Here is a 20,548-nt window from a genome sequence, read left to right as displayed (position 1 = left end):
ATGAGTGACAGCAGCCTGCGCCTGGTCTGGGTCTACCCGGACCTGCTCAGCACCTACGGCGACCAGGGCAACGTCCTCGTCGTCGAGCGCCGCGCCACCCAGCGCGGACTCCACGTCGAGCGCGTCGACGTCCGCAGCGACCAGCCGATCCCCACCTCGGGCGACATCTACCTGATCGGTGGCGGTGAGGACCGTCCGCAGCGGCTCGCCGCCGAGCGGCTGCGGCGGGACGGCGGCCTGAGCCGCGCCGCCTCCAACGGCGCGATCATCTTCTCGGTCTGCGCCGGCTACCAGATCCTGGGCCACGAGTTCATCAACGACCTCGGCGAGCGGGAGGCCGGCCTCGGCCTCATCGACGTGATCTCGACCCGCGGCGAGGGCGAGCGGTGCGTCGGCGACGTCCTCGCGGACATCGACCCGCGGCTCGGCCTGCCCCAGCTGACGGGCTTCGAGAACCACCAGGGCATCACCCATCTCGGCCCGACGGCCCGGCCGTTCGCCCGGACCGTCCTCGGCAAGGGCAACGGCACCGGCGACGGCACCGAGGGCGCGTACAACGACACCGTCTTCGGTACGTACATGCACGGCCCCGTCATGGCCCGCAACCCGCAGATCGCGGACCTGCTCCTGAAGCTGGCCCTCGACGTGAACGCGCTGCCGCCGACCGACGACCGCTGGTACGAGGCGCTGCGCGCCGAGCGCATCGCGTCCGCCACGCAGCCCGCCTGAGACAACACACGCACCGCCGTTGGTCCCTCGTACGAACGTACGTTGTCCACTGTGCGGACATCCGGTTCGGCCCCGCCACCCTGCACCGATAGGGTGGCGGGAATCCAGCCGGACGACGTGGTCCGGGAGTCGGCCCACGTTGCAAAGGTTTTTGGGCTATGCGCATTGGCGTGCTCACCTCCGGCGGAGACTGCCCCGGTCTGAACGCTGTCATCCGTTCCGTCGTGCACCGCGCCGTCGTCGACCACGGCGACGAGGTCATCGGCTTCCTCGACGGGTGGAAGGGCCTCCTGGAGTGCGACTACCGCAAGCTCGATCTCGAGGCGGTCGGCGGCATCCTGGCCCGGGGCGGCACCATCCTCGGCTCCTCGCGGGTCCAGCCCGCGCACCTGGTCGACGGCGTCGAGCGCGCCCGCGGCCACGTGGCCGACCTGGGACTCGACGCGATCATCCCGATCGGCGGCGAGGGCACCCTGAAGGCGGCGAACCTGCTCTCCGAGGCGGGTCTCCCGATCGTCGGCGTCCCGAAGACCATCGACAACGACATCGCCTCCACCGACGTCACCTTCGGCTTCGACACCGCCGTGACCGTCGCCACCGAGGCCCTCGACCGGCTGAAGACCACCGCCGAGTCCCACCAGCGGGTCCTCGTCGTCGAGGTCATGGGCCGTCACACCGGCTGGATAGCGCTGCACTCCGGCATGGCCGCCGGCGCGCACGCCGTCGTCGTCCCGGAGCGCCCCTTCGACATGGACGAGCTGACCGCCCGGGTCGGCGCCCGCTTCGAGGACGGCAAGCGCTTCGCGATCGTCGTGGTCGCCGAGGGCGCGAAGCCGCGCGAGGGCTCGATGGAGTTCAAGACCGCCGGCACCGACATCTACGGCCACGAGCGCTTCACCGGCGTCGCCAACCAGCTCTCCGTGGAGCTGGAGCGCCGGCTCGGCAAGGAGGCCCGCCCGGTCATCCTCGGCCACGTCCAGCGCGGCGGCACGCCGACCGCGTACGACCGCGTCCTCGCCACCCGCTTCGGCTGGCACGCGGTCGAGGCGGCGCACCGCGGCCAGTTCGGCATGCTGACGGCGCTGCGCGGCACGGACATCACGATGGTCCCGCTGGCCGAGGCCGTGGAGACCCTCAAGACGGTCCCGGCCGACCGCTACGCCGAGGCCGAGTGCGTGCTCTGACGCACCCCGTCGCCCGACACCCGCCCCCGGTCGCGATCGCGACCGGGGGCGGTTCTAGTCTGGTGCGGACAACAAGCGCGAATCGGGCTCCAGGAGTGCACACGATGGATCACAGCGGGCACGGCATGACCACGGATCTGCCGCCGTTCACGCTGGGGCGGGGCCTGGAGTTCTCTCCCGACCTCTTCTTCCTGATCGGCTGCCTCACGGCGCTCGGTCTGTACGGCTGGGGCGTGGCTCGGCTGCGGCGGCGCGGGGACGCGTGGCCGGTGAGCCGGACGGTGTTCTTCACGGTCGGCGTGCTGACCATCGCGCTCGTCACGTGCACCAAGCTCAACGACTACGGCATGGTCATGTTCAGCGTGCACATGGTGCAGCACATGGTGATCTCCATGCTGTCGCCGATCCTGCTGCTGCTCGGCGCGCCGATCACGCTGGCGCTGCGGGCGCTGCCGGTGGCGGGCCGGGGCTCGACCGGGCCGCGCGAGCTGCTCCTGAAGCTGCTGCACAGCCGGTACATGAAGGTGATCACGCACCCCGGCTTCACGATCCCGATGTTCATCGCGAGCCTGTACGCGCTCTACTTCACGCCACTCTTCGACTTCCTGATGGGTTCGAAGCCCGGCCACCTCGGGATGATGGTCCACTTCCTGATGGTGGGCGTGGTCTTCTTCTGGCCGATCATGGGCGTGGACCCGGGCCCGCACCGGCCGGGGTACGTGATGCGGATGCTGGAGCTGTTCGCGGGCATGCCGTTCCACGCCTTCTTCGGCATCGCCCTGATGATGGCGTCGGAGCCGATGGTGCAGTCGTACGCGAGCCCCCCGGCGTCGCTGGGGATCGACGCGCTCACCGATCAGAACGCGGCGGGCGGCATCGCCTGGGCGTTCAGCGAGATCCCGTCCGTGCTGGTGCTGATCGCGCTGGTCTACCAGTGGTACCACTCCGAGCAGCGGCAGGCGGTCCGCATGGACCGCGCCGCCGACCGGGACGGCGACAAGGAGCTGGAGGCGTACAACGCGTACCTGGCCTCGCTCCGGACCGGGAGCGGGTGACGCTCCACGCGCCCCCCCTTCCGGGCCCCGCGCCGATCACGGCGCGGGGCCCGGTTCCCGTTCCGGCGCTCGCCGGAGCGTCCTGGGAGTAGCGCGCGCCCCCCTCGGGGGGTCACGATGGGCTGGACGGCTTCCGCGAGGTCGGTCGGGAGGAGGGCGGACTGATGTCCGGTCCCACGAAGACGATGGCGGTGCTCACCTGCGCCGCGCTGGTGATGACGACGGCGTACACGGTGGCACTCGGCAGCAGCGGCTGGCTCTGGTTCGGCTGGATCGTGCTGGGGGTGGTGACGATCGGCATGGCCGCCTCGGACAGCGCCGCCGCCGGTCCGCGCCGCCGCCCACCGACGGGCCCGGGCGCCGCGCGCCCCTGAGCGCCCCTGAGCCCCGCAAGGTCCTCAGGCGGCAGCCCGGACTCTAGGCCCGGGGCGCCAGCACCACCCAGACCTGCCCCGGCGCGAAGGCCAGCGGCGCTCCGCCCGGGGTCGTGAACGCGGTGCCCTCCGTCGCCGCCGGCCGGGACCAGCGTGCCTCGTGGGCGCGCCCGTCGCGCAGGACGACCGCGGTGCCGCTCCCGACGCTCTCCGTGTACGGCGAGACGCTGCCGAGGAAGTCGTGGAAGCGCGACGGGCGGATGTCGACGTACTGGATCACGACGGTCGCGGGCTTCAGCGGCCCGGTGTCGGTGGTACGGGCGGGCCGTCCGTCCATGGCGACCCGCCAGGCCTTGTCCGGGGCGGACCAGGTGAAGGCGTACCGGGCAGCGGGGTAGCGGACCGTGCGCTCGCGGACCGGGGTGCCGCCCTCGGGAGCGGGTCCGAAGCGGAAGCCGATGTCCTGGGCGGGGCCGGTGCCCGGGGCCGCCGCGAGGGCCCGTCCGGGGAGCAGGTACAGGTTGTGGGGCGCGGCGCGGGCGGCGCTGCGGACGAAGGCCCTGGGGGCGTCCTCCTGCGGCAGGGCGTGCAGGGGCGCGGCCCTGAGCAGCGGCTTCAGGGCGGTCTGGGAGCCGGAGTAGGCGAGCGCCGGGTCGCCGAACTGGGTGAGCAGCTCGATGTCGGACTCACGGGCGCTGCGGACGGGTCCGACGCGGTCCGGCAGCCGGGACGAGTAGACGGCGAGGAGCCGGGTCTGGCCGGCCTCGACCTGTTCGACGTAGATCAGGTCGGCGGCGCCGAGGCCGGTGTGCGGCCGGGCGGGCCCCACGTTGTCGATCTTGACGGCGAGGACCGGCGCCGGGCGGGCGGGCAGCCCGGTGAAGGGCGAGCGCGCGGGAGGCGTGGGCGCGGGCGTCGTGGGCAGACGGGTGGTGGGAGCGGGAACGCTCGGGGTGGCGGGCGCGGGAGTCGGCGTGGGTGCCGGTTCCGGCGGGCCCGGGTCGGAGCAGCCGTACAGCCCGGCCGCCGTCAGCACGCACAACAGCGCGGTGAGGAAACGGCCGGGACGCCTGACTCCGCGCTCGCCGGTCATGGTGACGCTCCCCCACCAGTGGACCACGGGCCCGCGCACGGATACAACGGGCTTGACGGACGACGAACGGGGGCCGCGGGTGTTCTACCACCTGATGAAGTACGTACTGCTCGGACCGCTCCTCAAGCTGCTGTTCCGGCCGCGGATCGAGGGTCTGGAGCACATCCCGGAGGAGGGCGCGGCGATCGTCGCGGGCAATCACCTCTCCTTCTCCGACCACTTCCTGATGCCGGTCGTGCTCGACCGGCGGATCACGTTCCTGGCGAAACAGGAGTACTTCACGGGGCCCGGGATCAAGGGCCGGCTGACGGCCGCGTTCTTCCGGGCCGCCGGACAGATCCCGGTCGACCGCTCGGGGAAGGAGGCCGGGAAGGCGGCGATCCGCGAGGGGCTCGGGGTGCTGTCGAAGGGCGAGCTGCTCGGCATCTACCCGGAGGGGACGCGGTCGCCCGACGGCCGGCTCTACAAGGGGAAGGTGGGGGTGGCGGTGATGGCCCTGACGGCCGGGGTGCCGGTGGTGCCCTGCGCGATGGTGGGGACCTTCGAGATCCAGCCGCCCGGGAAGGTGGTGCCGAGGATCCGCCGGGTCACCATCCGGTTCGGGGCGCCGCTGGACTTCTCCCGGTTCGCGGGGTCGGCGGGCGAGCGGGCGGTGGTCCGCGCGGTGACGGACGAGATCATGTACGAGATCCTGCGGCTCTCCGGGCAGGAGTACGTGGACGACTACGCGGCCGCGGTGAAGGCCGCGGAGGCGGAGGGCGGGGGCGGGGCATCCGAGCGGGAGTTCCCCCGAGGGGAACGCTGAGGGCGGATCCGCGCACGGCGCAATCCCATGGGACACCGGGCGGGAGCGCCGTAGCGTCGCGCCCATGACCAAGGGAAACGCGTTCGTGCTGGGTGCGTCGGGACAGGTGGGGCGGGCGGCCGTGAGGGCCCTCGTCGCGGACGGCTGGGAGGTGACGGCCGCCTCGCGGGGCGGCGGCAGGGACGGGAGGTGGCCGGACGGGGTCCGGTCGGTGGCGCTCGACCGGACCGAGGAGGGCGCGCTCGCGGCGGGCCTGAGCGACGGGTGCGACGTGCTCGTCGACATCGTCGCGTACGACCGCGGGCACGGCAGGCAGCTGACCGGGCTCGCCGACCGGATCGGTTCGGCGGTGGTGGTGTCGAGCGGCGCCGTCTACGAGGACGAGGCGGGCCGCGGCTTCGACACCCAGGACCGGCCGGACGGCTTCCCCGCGTACCCGGTGCCGATCCCGGAAGGGTGGCGGACGGTCGCGCCGGGCGACGGCACGTACGGCACGCGGAAGATCGCCCTGGAGCGGGAGTTGCTCGCGGCGGGCGACGCGCTGCCGACGACCCTGCTGCGCGCGGGCGCGATCCACGGACCGTACAGCCCGGGACCGCGCGAGCTGTGGTTCGTGAAGCGGGCCCTCGACGGACGGCCGGTGCGCCTCCTCTCGTACGGTGGCGCCTCACGGTTCCACCCCGTGCACGTGGACAACCTCGCGGAGCTGGTCCGGCTCGCGGCGGCGAACCCGGGCAGCCGGGTGCTCAACGGGGGCGACCCGGAGGCGCCGACCGTGGCGGAGATCGGGGCGGCGATCGACGCGGTCCTGGGCGTCGAGAGCGAGACGGTGCTGCTCGAAGGGGCGCCCGAGGGCACCGTGGGACTCACCCCGTGGACGGCTGCGCATCCCATCGTCTACGACATGACGGCGGCGGAGCGGGAGTTGGGGTACCGGCCGGTGGTCTCGTACGCGGAGTCGCTGCCGGAGACGGTCGCCTGGCTGAGGGAGCGGGCGGCCGGACGGGAGTGGCGGGAGGCCTTCCCGGGGCTCGCGAAGTACGGGGTGGACCTCTTCGACTACGCGGCGGAGGACGCCTGGCTCGCGTCGCGGGCGTGACATCCGGTGAGGGGAGGGGCGGTTCGCCCCTCCCCTCACCGGCCCGCCGGCGCCGTTACGGCTGCGGCGTGGCGTGCGGGGCGCAGGTCTGGTCCCTGGCGTCCAGCTTCCCGGTCAGCAGGTAGGCCTCGACCTTGGTGTTGAGGCAGGGGTTGACCAGGTTGGTGATGCCGTGCGAACCGGCGCCCTTCTCCGTGATCAGGCGCGAGCCCTTGAACCGCTTGTGCAGTTCGACGGCGCCGGCGTACGGGGTGGCGGCGTCGCGCTCGGCCTGGGTGATGAGCACCGGCGGCAGACCCTTGCCGGTCCTCACCTCGGTCGGACGCTGGCGCGGGGTGGACCAGGTGGCGCAGGGGAGGTTCATCCACGCGTTGGCCCAGGTCATGAAGGGGTACTGCTGGTGGAGCCGGCTGTTGTCCCGGTCCCAGGTCTTCCAGCTGGTCGGCCAGGGGGCGTCGGCGCACTCGACCGCTGTGTAGACGGCGTTGCCGTTCTCCGAGGCGGCGTTGCCGGCGGTGTCGGTGGGGTCGGCGGCGGCCGAGTCGATCAGCGGTCGCGGGTCACCGGCGGCGTAGGCGCTCCAGGCCTCGGCCACCGGGGCCCACATGGAGTCGTAGTAGGGGGCGTTCTGGAAGAAGCCGACGAGCTCGGCCGGACCGACCTTGCCGCCGAGGGGTGCCTTCTTGGCGGCGGCGCGCAGGGTCGTCCACTGCTGCCGGACCTCCGCGTAGGTGTCACCGAGGTGGTAGGTGGCGTCGTGCTGGGCGACCCAGGTCATCCAGTCCTTGAGGCGGCCCTCGAAGGCGATGTCCTGGTCGAGGTTGACCTCGTACCAGATCTTGCGCGTCGACGGGTTGACGACGCTGTCGAGGACCATGCGGCGGACGTGGGTCGGGAAGAGGGTGCCGTAGACCGCGCCGAGGTAGGTGCCGTAGGAGACGCCGACGAAGTTGAGCTTCCTCTCGCCGAGGGCGGCGCGGACGACGTCGAGGTCACGCGCGGTGTTGAGGGTGTTGATGTACGGCAGGATGTCGCCGCTCTTCTCGGCGCAGCCCTTGGCGTACTCGGCGGCGAGCTTGCGCTGCGCGCGCTTGTCGGCCTCGCTGTCGGGGACCGGGTCGGGCTTGGGGCCCGTGACGAACTCGGTCGGGTCGACGCAGGAGATGGGGGCGGACCTGCCGACGCCGCGCGGGTCGAAGCCCACGAAGTCGTAGGCCTTGGCGGCGCTCGCCCAGATCGCGTTGCCGGTGGTGACCCGGCGCGGGAAGCGCAGGCCGGAGCCGCCGGGGCCGCCCGGGTTGTAGAGGAGCGCGCCCTGGCGCTCGTCGGGGGTGCCGGTGGCGTCGATCCGGTCGACGGCGATCCTGATCTTCTTGCCGTGGGGCTTCGCGTAGTCGACGGGGACGGTGACCCAGCCGCACTGGATCGGCTTCTCCAGGCCCCAGTCGGCCGGACAGTCCTTCCAGTCGATGCCCGCCCGCGCGGCCCGCGCCGCGGCGACGGTGACGCCGACCGACTCGGCGTCGCGCAGGTGACGGGTGCTGTCGGCGTTCGCCGCCGGGGCCGCGAGCGCGCCCGCGACGAGCGTGCCCGCTATCAGGGTGCCGGCCGAGCCGAGCACTGCCGTACGTCTCACGTGTCCTACCCCCTGTGGGGGCGCCACCCCCCGTGGCGGCGCCGTGTGTTGGCTGTCCGGGAGATCCTTCCGTCACGGCGGCTTCCGACGAAAGGGCGTACACGTGTTTCTTTGCCGAACCAATAACCGGTGAGGGTGTACCGCTGAGCGGTGACCTCGTGGAGCGGTACGGGTCCGGTCTCAGAACGGGGCGGGTTCGGTCTCAGAACGGGGCGAGTTCGGCGAGGGCCGTGTCGAGGAGCCGTCGCACCGTGAGCGCGTCCGGGGCGACGACGGTGACGAGGGCCGCCGGCCCCGCGAGCGGGGTGACGGCGGCGTGCTCGCCGAGCAGCCGCGTCTCCACCGGCTTCCCGGCGAACGCCGGGTCGACGAGGAGGAGTTGGCCGGTGGCCCGGTGCCCGCCGAGGACCGCGCCGCCGTCCCAGCCGCCGGGGGCGCCCGGGCCGAAGGCAAGCTCCTGGTCGAGGAGGGGGCGCCCGGCCCGGCGGACGGTGAGGCGGGTGGTGAGGGTGCCGGGCGCTTCGCCGTGCCGGCCGAGGATCTGCTCCTCGCGGAGGACAAGCCGTGCCGTGGCGGCGAGTTCGACGACCGTACGCGTCCGCAGGTCCGAGCCGTGCACGGAGACCAGCTGTTCGGGCAGCCAGCGCAGCACGCCCTCCTCGCCGACGGTGATCCGGACGTCGTACGCGGCGGGCGCGGCGCTCCTGCCCGGGAGGGCGAGGGTGGCGGCGGCCGAGTCGACCAGGAGCCGGGCCCCGTCCCGTACCTCCGTCTCGATCGCGAGCCGGTCACCGCCGAGCGGGGCGCTCATCGCCCCGACGACGGTGACCCGCGTGTACGGTCCCGCGGCCCTGGTGCGGCGCAGGGCGAGCGGCCCGTCGCTCACCAGGAGGGGCAGGCCGCCGTCGGCGTCCGCGGTGATCCGGGCGGTGGCGCGCAGGCTCACGCGGTCCATGCCCCGAGCTGGGCCCTGACCCAGTCGGCGACCGGGCCGACGCCGTTCTCGGCACGCAGGGAGGTGAAGGCGACGGGTAGTTCGCCGCGCTGCTCCTCGGCGTCGCGGGCCATCCGCTCCAGGTCCGAGCCCACGTAGGGGGCGAGGTCGGTCTTGTTGACGACGAGGAGGTCGGCGGTGGTGACGCCGGGGCCGCCCTTGCGCGGGATGTCGTCGCCGCCGGCCACGTCGATGACGAAGATCTGGGCGTCGACGAGCCCCTTGGAGAAGGTGGCGGTGAGGTTGTCGCCGCCGGACTCGACGAGGATGAGGTCGAGCGGGCCCACCGTGTCCTCCAGTTCCTCGACGGCTTCGAGGTTGGCGGAGATGTCGTCGCGGATGGCGGTGTGCGGGCAGGCGCCGGTCTCCACGGCCTGGATGCGCTCGGGCGGCAGGACGGCGTTGCGGAGCAGGAACTCGGCGTCCTCGCGGGTGTAGATGTCGTTGGTGACGACCGCGAGGGAGAGCGTGTCGCGCAGGACCCGGCAGAGGGCGGCGACGGTGGCGGTCTTACCGGAGCCGACCGGTCCGCCGAGCCCGATGCGCAGCGCGCGGCGGGTCCCGTCGGGGCGCTGGGCGTCGGCGGAGACGGCTCCGTGGTGGTCGTGGTCGTGTCCGAGGTGCATGGAGCGGCTCCCGTGGTTCGTGGGGCGGAAGGGGCGTCAGGAGGCGAAGAGGCGGACCGGCCAGGCCGCGTGCTGTTCGGCCGTGAGGTCGAGCAGCGGCGCGGAGGCCGCGGGCAGGGCGTCGATCCCCTGCCGGGCCGCCGCCGCCGCACGCTCGGCCACCTGGTCCATCTCCGGTGCGAGGCGGGCGAGGACGGCGGTGGCGCGGTAGGGGTCGAGGCCGAGGAGACGTACGACGGCGGTGGCGGGGCCGCCGACCGTCTCGTACGCGACGCAGTACGCGGCGTCCTCGGGTCCGAGGCCGGCGGCGAGGGCGGTGGTGCCGAGGACGACGGGCTGGTGGGCGCCGCGCGGGAACCGGGCGGCCAGCGCGTCGAGCCGGGGGTCCGGCCAGGTGGAGCGGGCCGCCCGCATCATCTGGCGGCCGAGCCTGCGGGCGGCGGCGCGCAGGGCGGGTGAGGGCGTGCGGGCGTCGGCGGCCGCGTCGAGATCGTCCGGGTCGAGTCCGTACGCGGCTCCGGCGGCGAGTGCGGCGGAGGTGAGGCCGGTGGTGTGCAGCCGGCCCCGGCAGAAGGATTCGAGTCCGGCGGCGTCCTTGACGCGGCCGGCCCGGACGGCGGCCTCGGCGCCGCCGGAGTGGGCGTGCCCGCCGGCGGGGAAGCGCCCGTCGGCGAGCACGAGGAGTGCGGAGCGTGTCATCGGAGCGGCGCCGTTAGAAGAGGAAGTAGCGCTGGGCCATGGGCAGTTCGGCGGCCGGGGCGGGTTCGACCGCCTCGCCGTCGATGGTCACCGTGAAGGTGTCGGCGTCGACCTCGACCCGGGGCAGGGCGTCGTTCTCCCGCATGTCGGCCTTGGTGACGCGCCGGGTGGAGCCGATGGCGGCGAACTCCTTGTGCAGACCGAGCCTCGTCGGCAGGTCGTCCTCGATCGCCGCCCGCGCGACGAAGTTGACCGATCCGGCCGCCGCCGCCCTGCCGAGCGCGCCGAACATCGGCCGGGGAAGCACGGGTTGGGGGGTGGGGATGGAGGCGTTGGCGTCGCCCATCTGCGCGTACGCGATCTGACCGCCCTTGAGGACGGTGAGCGGCTTCACCCCGAAGAAGGCGGGCTCCCAGAGGACCAGGTCCGCGAGTTTGCCCGGTTCGACGGAGCCGATGAGGTGGTCCATGCCCTGGGCTACGGCCGGGTTGATCGTGTACTTGGCGACGTAGCGGCGCGCGCGGTGGTTGTCGGCGCGGCCGTCCCCGGGCAGGGCGCCGCGTCTCTTCTTCATGACGTGGGCGGTCTGCCAGGTGCGCATGATCACCTCTCCGATCCGGCCCATGGCCTGGGAGTCGGAGGAGATGATCGAGATCGCGCCCAGGTCGTGGAGGACGTCCTCGGCGGCGATGGTGGAGGGCCGGATGCGGGACTCCGCGAAGGCGAGGTCCTCGGGGACGGCCGGGTTGAGGTGGTGGCAGACCATCAGCATGTCGAGGTGTTCCTCGATGGTGTTGACGGTGTGCGGCCGGGTCGGGTTGGTGGAGCTGGGCAGGATGTACGGCTCCGAGACCACCGTGATGATGTCGGGGGCGTGCCCGCCTCCGGCGCCCTCCGTGTGGTACGCGTGGACCGTGCGTCCGGCGATGGCCGCGAGGGTGTCGCCGACGAAGCCCGCCTCGTTCAGGGTGTCCGTGTGGAGGGCGAGCTGGGCGCCCGTCTCCTCGCACACGCCCAGGCAGGCGTCGATGACGGCCGGGGTGGCGCCCCAGTCCTCGTGGATCTTGAATCCGAGGGCCCCGCCGCGCAGTTGGGAGTACATGGCCTCCCGGGACATGGTGTTGCCCTTGCCGAGCAGACCGATGTTGACGGGGAAGGTGTCCAGGGCCTCGAACATCCGGGCCGTGTGCCAGGGGCCGGGGGTGACCGTGGTCGCCTTGGTGCCCTCGGCCGGCCCCGTGCCCCCGCCGACGAGGGTGGTGACGCCGGTGGCGAGGGCCTGCTCGACGACGGTGGGCGAGATGAAGTGGACGTGGGCGTCGACGGCTCCGGCGGTGACGATCCGGCCGTTGCCCACGATGATCTCGGTCTCGGGGCCGATCACGAGGGCCGGGTGGACGCCGTCCATGGTGTCGGGGTTTCCGGCCTTGCCGAGGGCCGTGACGCGGCCGTCCCGGATGCCGATGTCGGCCTTGACGATCCCCCAGTGGTCGATGATCACGGCGCCGGTGATCACCGTGTCGGGGGCGCCCTCGGCGCGGGTGGTGCGGGCCTGGCCCATGGACTCGCGGATGACCTTGCCGCCGCCGAAGACCGCCTCGTCGCCGGCGCGGCCGGGGCCGCCGCTGCGGTCCTCCTCGATCTCGACGAGGAGGTCGGTGTCGGCGAGCCGGATACGGTCTCCGGTGGTGGGGCCGAACAGGTCGGCGTAGACGGCGCGGTGCAGCTCAGGCACGGGGGTCTCCGTTCACGTCCGGTGCGGCGGCGGGGGCGGGCTCGGCGGCCGGGCCGGACGCGGGGGCGGGGGCTCCGTCCAGGGGACCCGCCGTCTCGCCGCGCAGGCCGGGGACGACGCGGCGGCCGGCGAGCGGGACGAGTTCGACCTCGACGGGGATGCCGGGTTCGAAGCGGACGGCGGTGCCGGCCGCGATGTGCAGCCGCAGCCCGTGGGCGGCGGCGCGGTCGAACTCGAGGCCGGGGTTGACCTCGGCGAAGTGGTAGTGGGAGCCGACCTGGACGGGCCGGTCGGCGGCGTTGAGCACGGTCAGGCGGGTGACGGGCCGCCCCTCGTTGAGGGCGACGGGGCCGTCCGCGTACAGGATCTCTCCGGGGATCATCGGCGGCGGCCCGTTCAGTGGATGGGCTCGTGGACGGTGACGAGCTTGGTGCCGTCCGGGAAGGTGGCCTCGACCTGGACGTCGTGGATCATCTCGGGGATGCCGTCCATGACCTCGTCGCGGGTGAGCACCTTGCGCCCGGAGGCCATCAGCTCGGCGACGGTCCGGCCGTCGCGGGCTCCTTCGAGGATGTGGGAGGTGAGGAGGGCGACGGCCTCGGGGTGGTTGAGCCTCAGGCCCCGGGCCCGGCGCTTCTCGGCGACGTCCGCCGCCACATGGATGAGCAGGCGTTCCTGTTCGTGCGGGCTCAGTTGCACTCTTCCACCTCACAGTCGTCGACCGGGACGGCACCCGGACAGCTGCGGACCCTACCGACCGTCAACACTCTGTTGAGCTGCGGAGAAGCGGCGCGCGGCCAGACATTGCACGTTAGGGCGGAAGTTTTTCCGGCTCGTTAACTACGGCTTTGCGTTTCCATGATCATCCGACCGGATCGACGGATATGGACAGCGGACTGCGGAGCCCGTCCTCCCGGACGTCCATGACGACGTCGCCGAAGAGGGCCCGCTGGCCGATGAAGCCCCGCGCGACCGCGATCAGGGTGCGGGCCACGTGGTCGGCGGGGACGTCCCCGCGCGGCAGACCGCTCGCCCGGTGGGCCGTGACGAGGTCCGTCCAGGCGGCCCGCATCCCCCGGTAGCGCTCGGTAGCCCTCGGCGAGGGTCTTCGCCGCTCCTCGTTCCGCAGGATCTCGGTCCACACCTGGACGATCATTCGCGCGAAGGCCTGCCGGTCGCCGCCGAGGAGCGGGGGCTCACCCGCCACGGCGGGCCTTCGGGGTCCACCGCTCCGCGGACGCCACCGCTGCCCGCGCCGCGATAGCGGACCGGGATGTATACGGATCGGGCCTCGGGCTCGGACCGCCCCGGGAATGACGGACAGATCCGCCCGGGAGGCACGACCCCCAGGAGGCAGGGCCCCCGGGCGTGAGGACGGACCACCCGGCACAGAAGGCGGCCGCGTGCCCCGCTGCAGCGGACGGGGCATGCGGGTCTTCCGTTTCCGGGGGGCGCACGGGTTCCGCGAGGGCCTGGGAGACGCCGGGGGCGCTCGGGGGCCGCGAGGTCTCAGGAGACGCCGGGGTCGCGGTGGTGGGCGGCGATGCCGAAGCGGCGCTGTTCGCCCGTGGCGGAGTCGAGCGGCCGGAGCCCGGAGACCGAGCTGATCACCTGTTCGTCGACGGGCTTCTCCGCCGCTTCGAGTTCTTCCAGGTCAGCGGCGGAGACCAGGGCGACCAGCGGTTTCCCGTGGCGGGTGACGACGACGCGCTCACCGCCGTACACGACGCGGTTGATGAGGTCGGCGAGCTCAGCCCGCGCTTGCGTCACCGGGATCTCGTAGGTCATGCTCCCCATCTTACGGGCTGTACGTCCTGTACATTTTTGACAGATGGCAGATGGAGGTACCCGCCATGGACGCTCGCCACGTCCTGCCCGAGTTCACCGAGCGGACCAGCTACGGAAGCCGGACCCTCGACCCCTACTCGAAGCTCCTCGAATCCCGGATCGTCTTCCTCGGCGCCCCGATCGACGAGACGTCGGCCAACGACGTCATCGCCCAACTCCTCCACCTGGACCACGCGGCACCGGACCGGGACATCGCGCTCTATCTCAACTCCCCCGGCGGATCCGTCGACGCGATGACCGCGATCTACGACACGATGCGCTCGCTCCACTGCGACGTGGGGACCACCTGCCTGGGCCAGGCCGCGTCCACCGCCGCCGTCCTGCTCGCCGCCGGCACCCCGGGCAAGCGCATGATGCTGCCCGGCGCCCGCGTCACCCTCCAGCAGCCGGCCATGGACGAGCCGCTCCGGGGCCAGCCCAGCGACCTCGACCTCCAGGCGCGCGAACTGCTCCGGCTCCGCTCGCTGGTGGCCCGGCTGCTCGCCGAGGACACGGGCCGGGACCGGGACCGGATCGACGCCGACCTCGACCGCCTCACGGTCCTGGACGCGCCGGCGGCACTCGCGTACGGCCTGGTGGACCACGTGATCGCCGGCCGGGGCGCGGCCGCCGACGGCCCGGCACGGTGAGCGGGCCGTGGTTCCCGAGCTGCCGCCGCTGCCCGCCCTGACCCGGGCCGAGGGTCAACTCGTCGACGCCTACCTCGAAGTGGTCGACCTCCTCGGGAAGATCAATCCATCCAGGGGCACGCATACCTATGGCGCCCTGCGCGCGGCCCAGGCCCTGCTGGGGCGCGCCGAGGCGCTGCGCGAGGCCCTGACGCTCATGCACGAGCGGGGCGAGAGCGAGGTGCACGCGGACACGCTGGCGCGCGCCCTGCGGGTGCTCGACGGAGAGCGCAGATGCGGCCGCGTCACCATCGCGCGAGCCCGGGCGAGTTGACATTCCGGCGTGTCGTGTCCAGGTCCGGACGGCCGACGCGCACCGCAGAATCGCTCCCCCGTTCGGCGTAGTCGACGAGTCGACATATGTGCGGGGCGAGTTGCGCAACAGGTGTACACATCTAGCGGAATCGAGCGTTCCATCGCTGGTGCGGGGCTCGTCGGCCAAACCTCCGAAGATCACAAAGACTGCCTGTCCACCTGAATGGATCAGTCGTGAGGAGCCTCACATATCGCCGTTTCAGCTCGGATTTCGCCCCTGGTGTGGGTCAAGATCCCTGTCGACGACAAGCCCCCGCCACCACGGCGGGGCGGTCCGGGCGGACGCCGAGTCCTGCCGCTGTCCCGGACGTCTGGTCGACAGGAGTGGATCGGCAGGAGTGGAGGACCCGATTTTTACGGGACGAACGCGCTGTTTCGGCAGCGGGTCCGTTCCTTGGGGTGAAGCCGCGTCAGCGGCCGGGCATCTTCGCCAGCCCGAACCCGACAGGTCATCCTTCGCAGGCGGCTGACGAAGGGTTGCGCATGACTGCGCAGATGCATGTCCCGTCCCTGCTGTCCCGGGCCGGAGCCGTCTCGGCTCTCACCCTCGCCGCCGTCGGCGGCACGCTGTTCGCACCCGGTGCGGCGTCGGAGGCCCAGGCAGCGACCACACACGCGAACAAGGCACTGAGCGTCGCCGCGGCCAAGAAGGGAGCTCCGTACCGGTACGGGAGCACGGGACCCTCCAGGTTCGACTGCTCCGGTCTGACGCTCTACGCGTACAAGAAGGCGGGCAAGTCGCTGCCCCGCACCGCGCAGCAGCAGTACAACAAGACCCGGCACATCTCCGCCTCCAGCAGGCAGAAGGGGGACCTGGTCTTCTTCCACTCCGGCGGAAGCGTCTACCACGTGGGCATCTACGCCGGCAGCGGGAAGATCTGGCACTCGCCCAAGAGGGGGTCCTGGGTGAAGCTCGACAAGATCTGGTCGTCGAAGGTCTACTACGGCCGCGTCCGCTGATCGGGCGGCGGTGACGGTCCGTTCGTGAGGGGTGCGGTGGCACCGCCGCACCCCCTCACGCGTCCCGGGCTAACAGCTGGGGACCGGGGCCGCGCACCACGGGACCGTGATCCAGACCGTCTTGCCACCGTCCTCGGTCGGGGTGACGGAGAGGCGCCCACCGGCCTCCGCCGCCAGGACACGGATGATGACCAGGCCGCGGCCGTTGTCCTGCTGGACCGCGGCCGGAAGGCGGCGTGGCCGGCGGGGGTGGCTGTCGGTGACGCCGATGTGGAGCCGCTCCTCGCGCTCCAGACGGACCTCGACCGTGAACGTGGGCGACTGGCCGAGGGTGTGGAGCACGGCGTTGGTGGCCAGTTCGGAGACCACCATGCGGATCGAGTCGGCGAGGTCCGCGGCGTCGTCGAGGCCCCATCCGGCCAGGACCTCCGCGACGAACCGCCGGGCCGTGGGGACCGAGGCGGGGTCGCTCGGCAGCGTGACGGATGCTTCCTGGTGATCTGCCATGGCGACGCTGTCCCTTTCCCGCCGGGGCGGCTGCCCCGGATTGCGCTTCGCGTCAGAGTGCCACCGATCGTGCCGCCCCGGGTGGCGTTCCACCAAGATATGTCCCCATCTGTCGCTCGAAGCGGTGAACTCTGCTGCCCGGGAACGCTCTTGGGCCGCACGGGACGATCGAGGGAGCGGGCGGGCGAGGGAGCGGGCGTGCGGGGCGGGCGAGGGAGCGGGCGGGCGAGTGGGGGTGGCCGTGCGAAGGCGGCGGCGTCGGGGTGGCTGCGCGGGCGGCCGTGCCCGGGCGACCGTGCGGGGCGGTCAGCGACCGCCCCGTTCCCCTCACCCCCGCCGGGCGGCGGGCGCGGTGCGCAGGATCGTCTCCACGGCGTGCCCGATCTGCGCGTCCGTCAGGTCGGCGCGGGCCGTCAGGCGCAGCCGCGAGATGCCGTCGGGCACGGACGGGGGCCGGAAGCAGCCGACCACCAGGCCCTGCTCCCTGCAGTCCGCCGCCCAGCGCAGGGCCGCCTCCGGGGAGGGGGCGCGCACCGAGACGACGGCCGCGTCGGGGCGGGCCGCGGTGAGGCCCGCCTCCGTGAGCAGCCGGTGGAGCGTGGTGGCGACGGTCCGGGCCCGCCCGGCGAGGCCCGGCTCGGCCGCGAGCAGGCGCAGGCTCGCGAGCGCGCCGCCCGCGGCGGCAGGCGCGAGTCCGGTGTCGAAGATGAAGGTGCGGGCCGCGTTCACCAGGTGCTCGATCACCCGGGCGGGGCCGAGGACGGCGCCGCCCTGGCTGCCCAGGGACTTGGAGAGGGTCAGGGTGGCGACGACGTCCTCGTCGCCCGCGAGCCCGGCCTCGTGGAGGGCGCCCCGGCCCCCGTCGCCGAGGACGCCGAGGCCGTGGGCGTCGTCGACGACGAGTCCGGCGCCGTGCGCGCGGCAGGCGGCGGCGAGCTCGGGCAGCGGGGCCTTGTCGCCGTCGACGGAGAAGACGGAGTCGCTGACGACGAGGGCCCGCCGTCCGCGGTGCGCGTCGAGGGTCTTGCGTACGGCCTCGGGGTCGGTGTGCGGCACCACGGCGGTCTCGGCGCGCGCGAGGCGGCAGCCGTCGACGATGGAGGCGTGGTTGGAGGCGTCGGAGACGACGAGGGAGTCCCGGCCGCCGAGCGCGGTGAGCGCCGCCAGGTTGGCGGTGTAGCCGGAGGAGAAGACGAGGGCCGCCTCGAAACCGCAGAACTCGGCGAGTTCGCGCTCCAGGCGGGTGTGCAGCCGCGTGGTGCCGGTGACGAGCCGGGAGCCGGTGGAGCCGGCGCCCCAGCGCCTGGCCGCCTCGGCCGCCGCCTCGGTGACCTCCGTACGGCGGGTGAGGCCGAGGTAGTCGTTGCTCGCCAGGTCGAGGAGCTCGGACTCGGCGGCCCGGGGGCGCAGCGTGCGGACGAGACCGGCGTCGGCCCGGCGGCGTGCCTCGGCGTCGGTCCAGTCGAACGCGGTACGGCGCGGGCCCGCGGCCCGCACGTCGTCGGCCTGTGGCATGCGGCGATCCTTTTGTAGGCAGCGCACAGACCCTAACCGGAGGACGCCGAGGTCGGGATGTGGTCATCCACACACCTCCATCGGAGGCGTTTGTTCGGATCCTCCTTGGCCCGGGGGTGCGCGGTAGGCAAGGATCAGCGGTTATGGACCTGCTGAACACGCTCGTGGAGAAGGGGCTGCGGCGCGAGCTGCCGACCCGCGAAGAAGCGCTCGCCGTCCTGGCGACGTCCGACGACGAACTGCTCGATGTGGTGGCGGCGGCCGGCAAGGTGCGCCGTCAGTGGTTCGGGCGCCGGGTGAAGCTCAACTACCTGGTGAACCTGAAGTCGGGGCTGTGCCCCGAGGACTGCTCGTACTGCTCGCAGCGACTCGGCTCCAAGGCCGAGATCCTCAAGTACACCTGGCTGAAGCCGGACGAGGCCTCCCAGGCCGCCGCGGCGGGTGTCGCGGGCGGGGCCAAGCGGGTCTGTCTGGTGGCGAGCGGCCGCGGTCCGACGGACCGGGACGTCGAGCGGGTCGGCAGGACCATCGAGGCCATCAAGGAGCAGAACGAGGGCGTCGAGGTCTGTGCCTGCCTCGGTCTGCTCTCGGACGGCCAGGCGGAGCGGCTGAAGGACGCCGGCGCCGACGCGTACAACCACAACCTGAACACGTCCGAGGCGACGTACGAGGGGATCACCAAGACCCACACGTACGCGGACCGGGTGGACACCGTGCAGAAGGCGCACGCCGCCGGTCTGTCGGCCTGCTCGGGCCTGATCGCGGGCATGGGCGAGACCGACGAGGACCTCGTCGACGTCGTCTACGCGCTGCGCGAGCTGGACTCCGACTCGGTGCCGGTCAACTTCCTCATCCCCTTCGAGGGGACGCCGCTCGCCAAGGAGTGGAACCTCACCCCGCAGCGCTGCCTGCGGATCCTGGCGATGGTGCGGTTCGTCTGCCCCGACGTCGAGGTCCGGATCGCCGGCGGCCGTGAGGTGCACCTGCGGTCGATGCAGCCGCTGGCGCTGAACATCGCGAACTCGATCTTCCTCGGCGACTACCTGACCAGCGAGGGCCAGGCCGGTCAGGCCGACCTCGACATGATCGCGGACGCGGGCTTCGAGGTGGAGGGCGCGGGCACGACCACGCTGCCGAAGCACCGCGCGGACGCGCTCGCCGCGGCCGGTGCGACGGGCGGCTGCGGCTCCGGTGCCTCGGCGGGCTGCGGCTCGCACGGGTCGGACGAGGGCGCGGGCTGCGGTGCGCACGCGGAGGCGGGCGGGGGCTGCGGTCCCTGCGGCGGTCACGCGGTGCCCGCGCCGGCCGAGGCGCCGGAGGCCGGGGCCGGCCCGAACCAGGCGCGTACGGACCTGGTCGCGGTGCGGCGCCGGGGTGCCGGCACGGACCTGGCCCCCAACGCGTGACGGCCGTGCGTACCGACGAACTCGTCGCCCTGGACCGGGCCCACGTCTGGCATCCGTACGGCCCCATGCCGGGCCGTACGGACCCGCTGGTCGTGGAGTCCGCCTCCGGTGTGCGGCTCCGGCTCGCCGAACCCTCCGAGGGACAGGGCGAGTTGATCGACGGCATGTCCTCCTGGTGGTCGGCGGTCCACGGCTACAACCACCCGGTGCTCAACGAGGCGGTCCGCGACCAGCTGGGCCGGATGAGCCACGTCATGTTCGGCGGGCTCACCCACGAGCCCGCCGTGCGGCTCGCCGCACGGCTCGTCGAGATCACCCCCGAGCCGCTCCGGCACGTCTTCCTGAGCGACTCGGGCTCCGTCTCCGTCGAGGTCGCGGTCAAGATGTGCCTGCAGTACTGGCGCTCGCTGGGCCGCCCCGAGAAGCAGCGGATGTTCACCTGGCGCGGCGGGTACCACGGGGACACCTGGCAGCCGATGTCGGTGTGCGACCCGGACGGCGGGATGCACGAGCTGTGGGCGGGGGTGCTCCAGCCGCAGGTCTTCGTGGACGCCCCGCCGGCCACGTACGAGGAGTCGTACGCGGAGCTGCTGCGGACCGCGATCGCGGAGCACGCGCACGAACTGGCCGCGGTGATCGTGGAGCCGGTGGTGCAGGGCGCCGGCGGCATGCGGTTCCACGCCCCGGAGTACCTGCGGGTGCTGCGCGAGGCCTGCGACGCGCACGACGTGCTGCTCGTGTTCGACGAGATCGCCACCGGGTTCGGCCGTACGGGCACGCTGTTCGCCGCCGACCAGGTGGGCGTCTCCCCCGATGTGATGTGCCTGGGCAAGGCGCTGACGGGCGGCTATCTGTCGATGGCGGCGACGCTCTGCACGAGCCGGGTCGCCGACGGGATCTCGCGGGGGGAGGTCCCGGTGCTCGCGCACGGGCCGACCTTCATGGGCAACCCGCTGGCGTCGGCGGTGGCCTGCGCCTCGATCGACCTGCTGCTCTCGCAGGACTGGCAGGTCGAGGTCAAGCGGATCGAGGCGGGACTGCGGGAGGGGCTCGCGCCCGCCGCCGAACTGCCCGGCGTCCGCGAGGTGCGGGTGCTCGGCGCGATCGGTGTCGTCCAGCTCGACCACCCGGTCGACATGGCGGCGGCGACACGGGCCGCTGTCCGGGAGGGCGTGTGGGTACGCCCGTTCCGCGACCTCATCTACACGATGCCGCCGTACGTGACGGGCGACGAGGACCTGGCCCGGATCTGCGCCGCGGTACGCGCGGCGGCGGCCGCGGGCTGACCGGAAGAGCGAGG

The 20,548-nt window shown here is 72.9% G+C and carries 23 protein-coding genes and 1 riboswitch; of the genes, 11 read left to right on the top strand and 12 right to left on the bottom strand.

What is annotated here, in order from left to right:
• The 4 genes from ACRRSS_RS12800 to ACRRSS_RS12785 all read left to right on the top strand — a co-directional run bounded on the left by ACRRSS_RS12800 (position 1) and on the right by ACRRSS_RS12785 (position 3,342).
• A complete protein-coding gene (locus tag ACRRSS_RS12800) occupies positions 1–729 on the top strand; it encodes a type 1 glutamine amidotransferase (RefSeq protein WP_435971320.1) in 729 nt (242 codons plus the stop codon).
• 158 nt (positions 730–887) lie between these two features.
• Positions 888–1,913, top strand: coding sequence for a 6-phosphofructokinase (locus tag ACRRSS_RS12795; RefSeq protein ID WP_435971319.1), 1,026 nt, complete (start codon positions 888–890; stop codon positions 1,911–1,913).
• A 104-nt stretch (positions 1,914–2,017) separates the two neighbouring features.
• Positions 2,018–2,968 (top strand): cytochrome c oxidase assembly protein, encoded by a 951-nt coding sequence (locus ACRRSS_RS12790; RefSeq protein WP_435971318.1) that lies wholly within the window; start codon positions 2,018–2,020, stop codon positions 2,966–2,968.
• 164 nt (positions 2,969–3,132) lie between these two features.
• Positions 3,133–3,342 (top strand): hypothetical protein, encoded by a 210-nt coding sequence (locus tag ACRRSS_RS12785; protein ID WP_435975521.1) that lies wholly within the window; start codon positions 3,133–3,135, stop codon positions 3,340–3,342.
• A gap of 43 nt (positions 3,343–3,385) precedes the next feature.
• Here the strand turns inward: ACRRSS_RS12785 and ACRRSS_RS12780 are convergent, their stop codons facing one another.
• Complete coding sequence (locus tag ACRRSS_RS12780; RefSeq protein WP_435971317.1) at positions 3,386–4,435, bottom strand: DUF3048 domain-containing protein; 1,050 nt, start codon at positions 4,433–4,435, stop codon at positions 3,386–3,388.
• 79 nt (positions 4,436–4,514) lie between these two features.
• Between ACRRSS_RS12780 and ACRRSS_RS12775 the strand changes: the two genes are divergently transcribed.
• Both ACRRSS_RS12775 and ACRRSS_RS12770 read left to right on the top strand, forming a co-directional pair.
• Positions 4,515–5,240, top strand: coding sequence for a lysophospholipid acyltransferase family protein (locus ACRRSS_RS12775; protein WP_435975314.1), 726 nt, complete (start codon positions 4,515–4,517; stop codon positions 5,238–5,240).
• A gap of 64 nt (positions 5,241–5,304) precedes the next feature.
• Positions 5,305–6,339 carry an NAD-dependent epimerase/dehydratase family protein gene (locus ACRRSS_RS12770; RefSeq protein WP_435971316.1) on the top strand — a complete coding sequence of 345 codons (1,035 nt, stop codon included), beginning with the start codon at positions 5,305–5,307 and terminating at the stop codon, positions 6,337–6,339.
• A gap of 55 nt (positions 6,340–6,394) precedes the next feature.
• Here the strand turns inward: ACRRSS_RS12770 and ACRRSS_RS12765 are convergent, their stop codons facing one another.
• From ACRRSS_RS12765 to ACRRSS_RS12725, 9 genes are all read right to left on the bottom strand, one after another.
• Complete coding sequence (locus tag ACRRSS_RS12765) at positions 6,395–7,975, bottom strand: alpha/beta hydrolase (protein ID WP_435971315.1); 1,581 nt, start codon at positions 7,973–7,975, stop codon at positions 6,395–6,397.
• Between the two features lie 202 nt (positions 7,976–8,177).
• Complete coding sequence (locus ACRRSS_RS12760; protein WP_435975313.1) at positions 8,178–8,921, bottom strand: urease accessory protein UreD; 744 nt, start codon at positions 8,919–8,921, stop codon at positions 8,178–8,180.
• Positions 8,918–9,595 carry an urease accessory protein UreG gene (gene ureG, locus ACRRSS_RS12755; protein WP_435971314.1) on the bottom strand — a complete coding sequence of 226 codons (678 nt, stop codon included), beginning with the start codon at positions 9,593–9,595 and terminating at the stop codon, positions 8,918–8,920. The genes ACRRSS_RS12760 and ureG overlap by 4 nt, the downstream gene beginning before the upstream one ends.
• A 36-nt stretch (positions 9,596–9,631) precedes the next feature.
• Positions 9,632–10,294: an urease accessory protein UreF gene (locus ACRRSS_RS12750; protein ID WP_435971313.1), complete on the bottom strand. Its 663-nt coding sequence runs from the start codon at positions 10,292–10,294 to the stop codon at positions 9,632–9,634.
• Positions 10,295–10,307: 13 nt separating this feature from the next.
• A complete protein-coding gene (locus ACRRSS_RS12745) occupies positions 10,308–12,029 on the bottom strand; it encodes an urease subunit alpha (protein WP_435971312.1) in 1,722 nt (573 codons plus the stop codon).
• Positions 12,022–12,411, bottom strand: a complete 390-nt coding sequence (locus ACRRSS_RS12740) for an urease subunit beta (RefSeq protein ID WP_435971311.1) — start codon at positions 12,409–12,411, stop codon at positions 12,022–12,024. Before ACRRSS_RS12740 ends, ACRRSS_RS12745 begins: the two co-directional genes overlap by 8 nt.
• A gap of 14 nt (positions 12,412–12,425) precedes the next feature.
• Entirely contained in the window at positions 12,426–12,728 is a 303-nt protein-coding gene (locus ACRRSS_RS12735) for an urease subunit gamma (protein WP_351897893.1), read from the bottom strand.
• A gap of 163 nt (positions 12,729–12,891) precedes the next feature.
• On the bottom strand, positions 12,892–13,236 hold the full coding sequence (locus tag ACRRSS_RS12730) for a hypothetical protein (protein WP_435971310.1): 345 nt from the start codon (positions 13,234–13,236) through the stop codon (positions 12,892–12,894).
• A 302-nt stretch (positions 13,237–13,538) separates the two neighbouring features.
• The gene (locus ACRRSS_RS12725; protein ID WP_435971309.1) at positions 13,539–13,817 is read right to left on the bottom strand and encodes a type II toxin-antitoxin system Phd/YefM family antitoxin; all 279 of its coding nucleotides are present in this window, start codon (positions 13,815–13,817) and stop codon (positions 13,539–13,541) included.
• 65 nt (positions 13,818–13,882) lie between these two features.
• Between ACRRSS_RS12725 and ACRRSS_RS12720 the strand changes: the two genes are divergently transcribed.
• From ACRRSS_RS12720 to ACRRSS_RS12710, 3 genes are all read left to right on the top strand, one after another.
• Positions 13,883–14,506: a ClpP family protease gene (locus ACRRSS_RS12720; RefSeq protein ID WP_435971308.1), complete on the top strand. Its 624-nt coding sequence runs from the start codon at positions 13,883–13,885 to the stop codon at positions 14,504–14,506.
• Positions 14,507–14,513: 7 nt separating this feature from the next.
• The gene (locus ACRRSS_RS12715; protein WP_435971307.1) at positions 14,514–14,819 is read left to right on the top strand and encodes a hypothetical protein; all 306 of its coding nucleotides are present in this window, start codon (positions 14,514–14,516) and stop codon (positions 14,817–14,819) included.
• 390 nt (positions 14,820–15,209) lie between these two features.
• A riboswitch (cyclic di-AMP (ydaO/yuaA leader) is annotated at positions 15,210–15,340 on the top strand.
• 3 nt (positions 15,341–15,343) lie between these two features.
• Positions 15,344–15,820, top strand: coding sequence for a C40 family peptidase (locus tag ACRRSS_RS12710; protein ID WP_351897909.1), 477 nt, complete (start codon positions 15,344–15,346; stop codon positions 15,818–15,820).
• Between the two features lie 69 nt (positions 15,821–15,889).
• Here the strand turns inward: ACRRSS_RS12710 and ACRRSS_RS12705 are convergent, their stop codons facing one another.
• Both ACRRSS_RS12705 and ACRRSS_RS12700 read right to left on the bottom strand, forming a co-directional pair.
• A complete protein-coding gene (locus tag ACRRSS_RS12705; protein ID WP_435971306.1) occupies positions 15,890–16,327 on the bottom strand; it encodes an ATP-binding protein in 438 nt (145 codons plus the stop codon).
• A gap of 327 nt (positions 16,328–16,654) precedes the next feature.
• Positions 16,655–17,842, bottom strand: coding sequence for an 8-amino-7-oxononanoate synthase (locus ACRRSS_RS12700; RefSeq protein WP_435971305.1), 1,188 nt, complete (start codon positions 17,840–17,842; stop codon positions 16,655–16,657).
• Between the two features lie 143 nt (positions 17,843–17,985).
• Here ACRRSS_RS12700 and bioB point away from each other — a divergent pair, with 143 nt between their 5' ends.
• Both bioB and ACRRSS_RS12690 read left to right on the top strand, forming a co-directional pair.
• Positions 17,986–19,248: a biotin synthase BioB gene (bioB, locus tag ACRRSS_RS12695; protein ID WP_435971304.1), complete on the top strand. Its 1,263-nt coding sequence runs from the start codon at positions 17,986–17,988 to the stop codon at positions 19,246–19,248.
• A 65-nt stretch (positions 19,249–19,313) separates the two neighbouring features.
• Complete coding sequence (locus ACRRSS_RS12690; protein ID WP_435975312.1) at positions 19,314–20,534, top strand: adenosylmethionine--8-amino-7-oxononanoate transaminase; 1,221 nt, start codon at positions 19,314–19,316, stop codon at positions 20,532–20,534.
• Positions 20,535–20,548 lie beyond the last annotated feature (14 nt).

Source organism: Streptomyces sp. Qhu_M48, assembly GCF_051305195.1.
In the GTDB taxonomy this organism is placed as follows: domain Bacteria; phylum Actinomycetota; class Actinomycetes; order Streptomycetales; family Streptomycetaceae; genus Streptomyces.
This window is presented reverse-complemented; position numbering and strand designations above follow the sequence as displayed.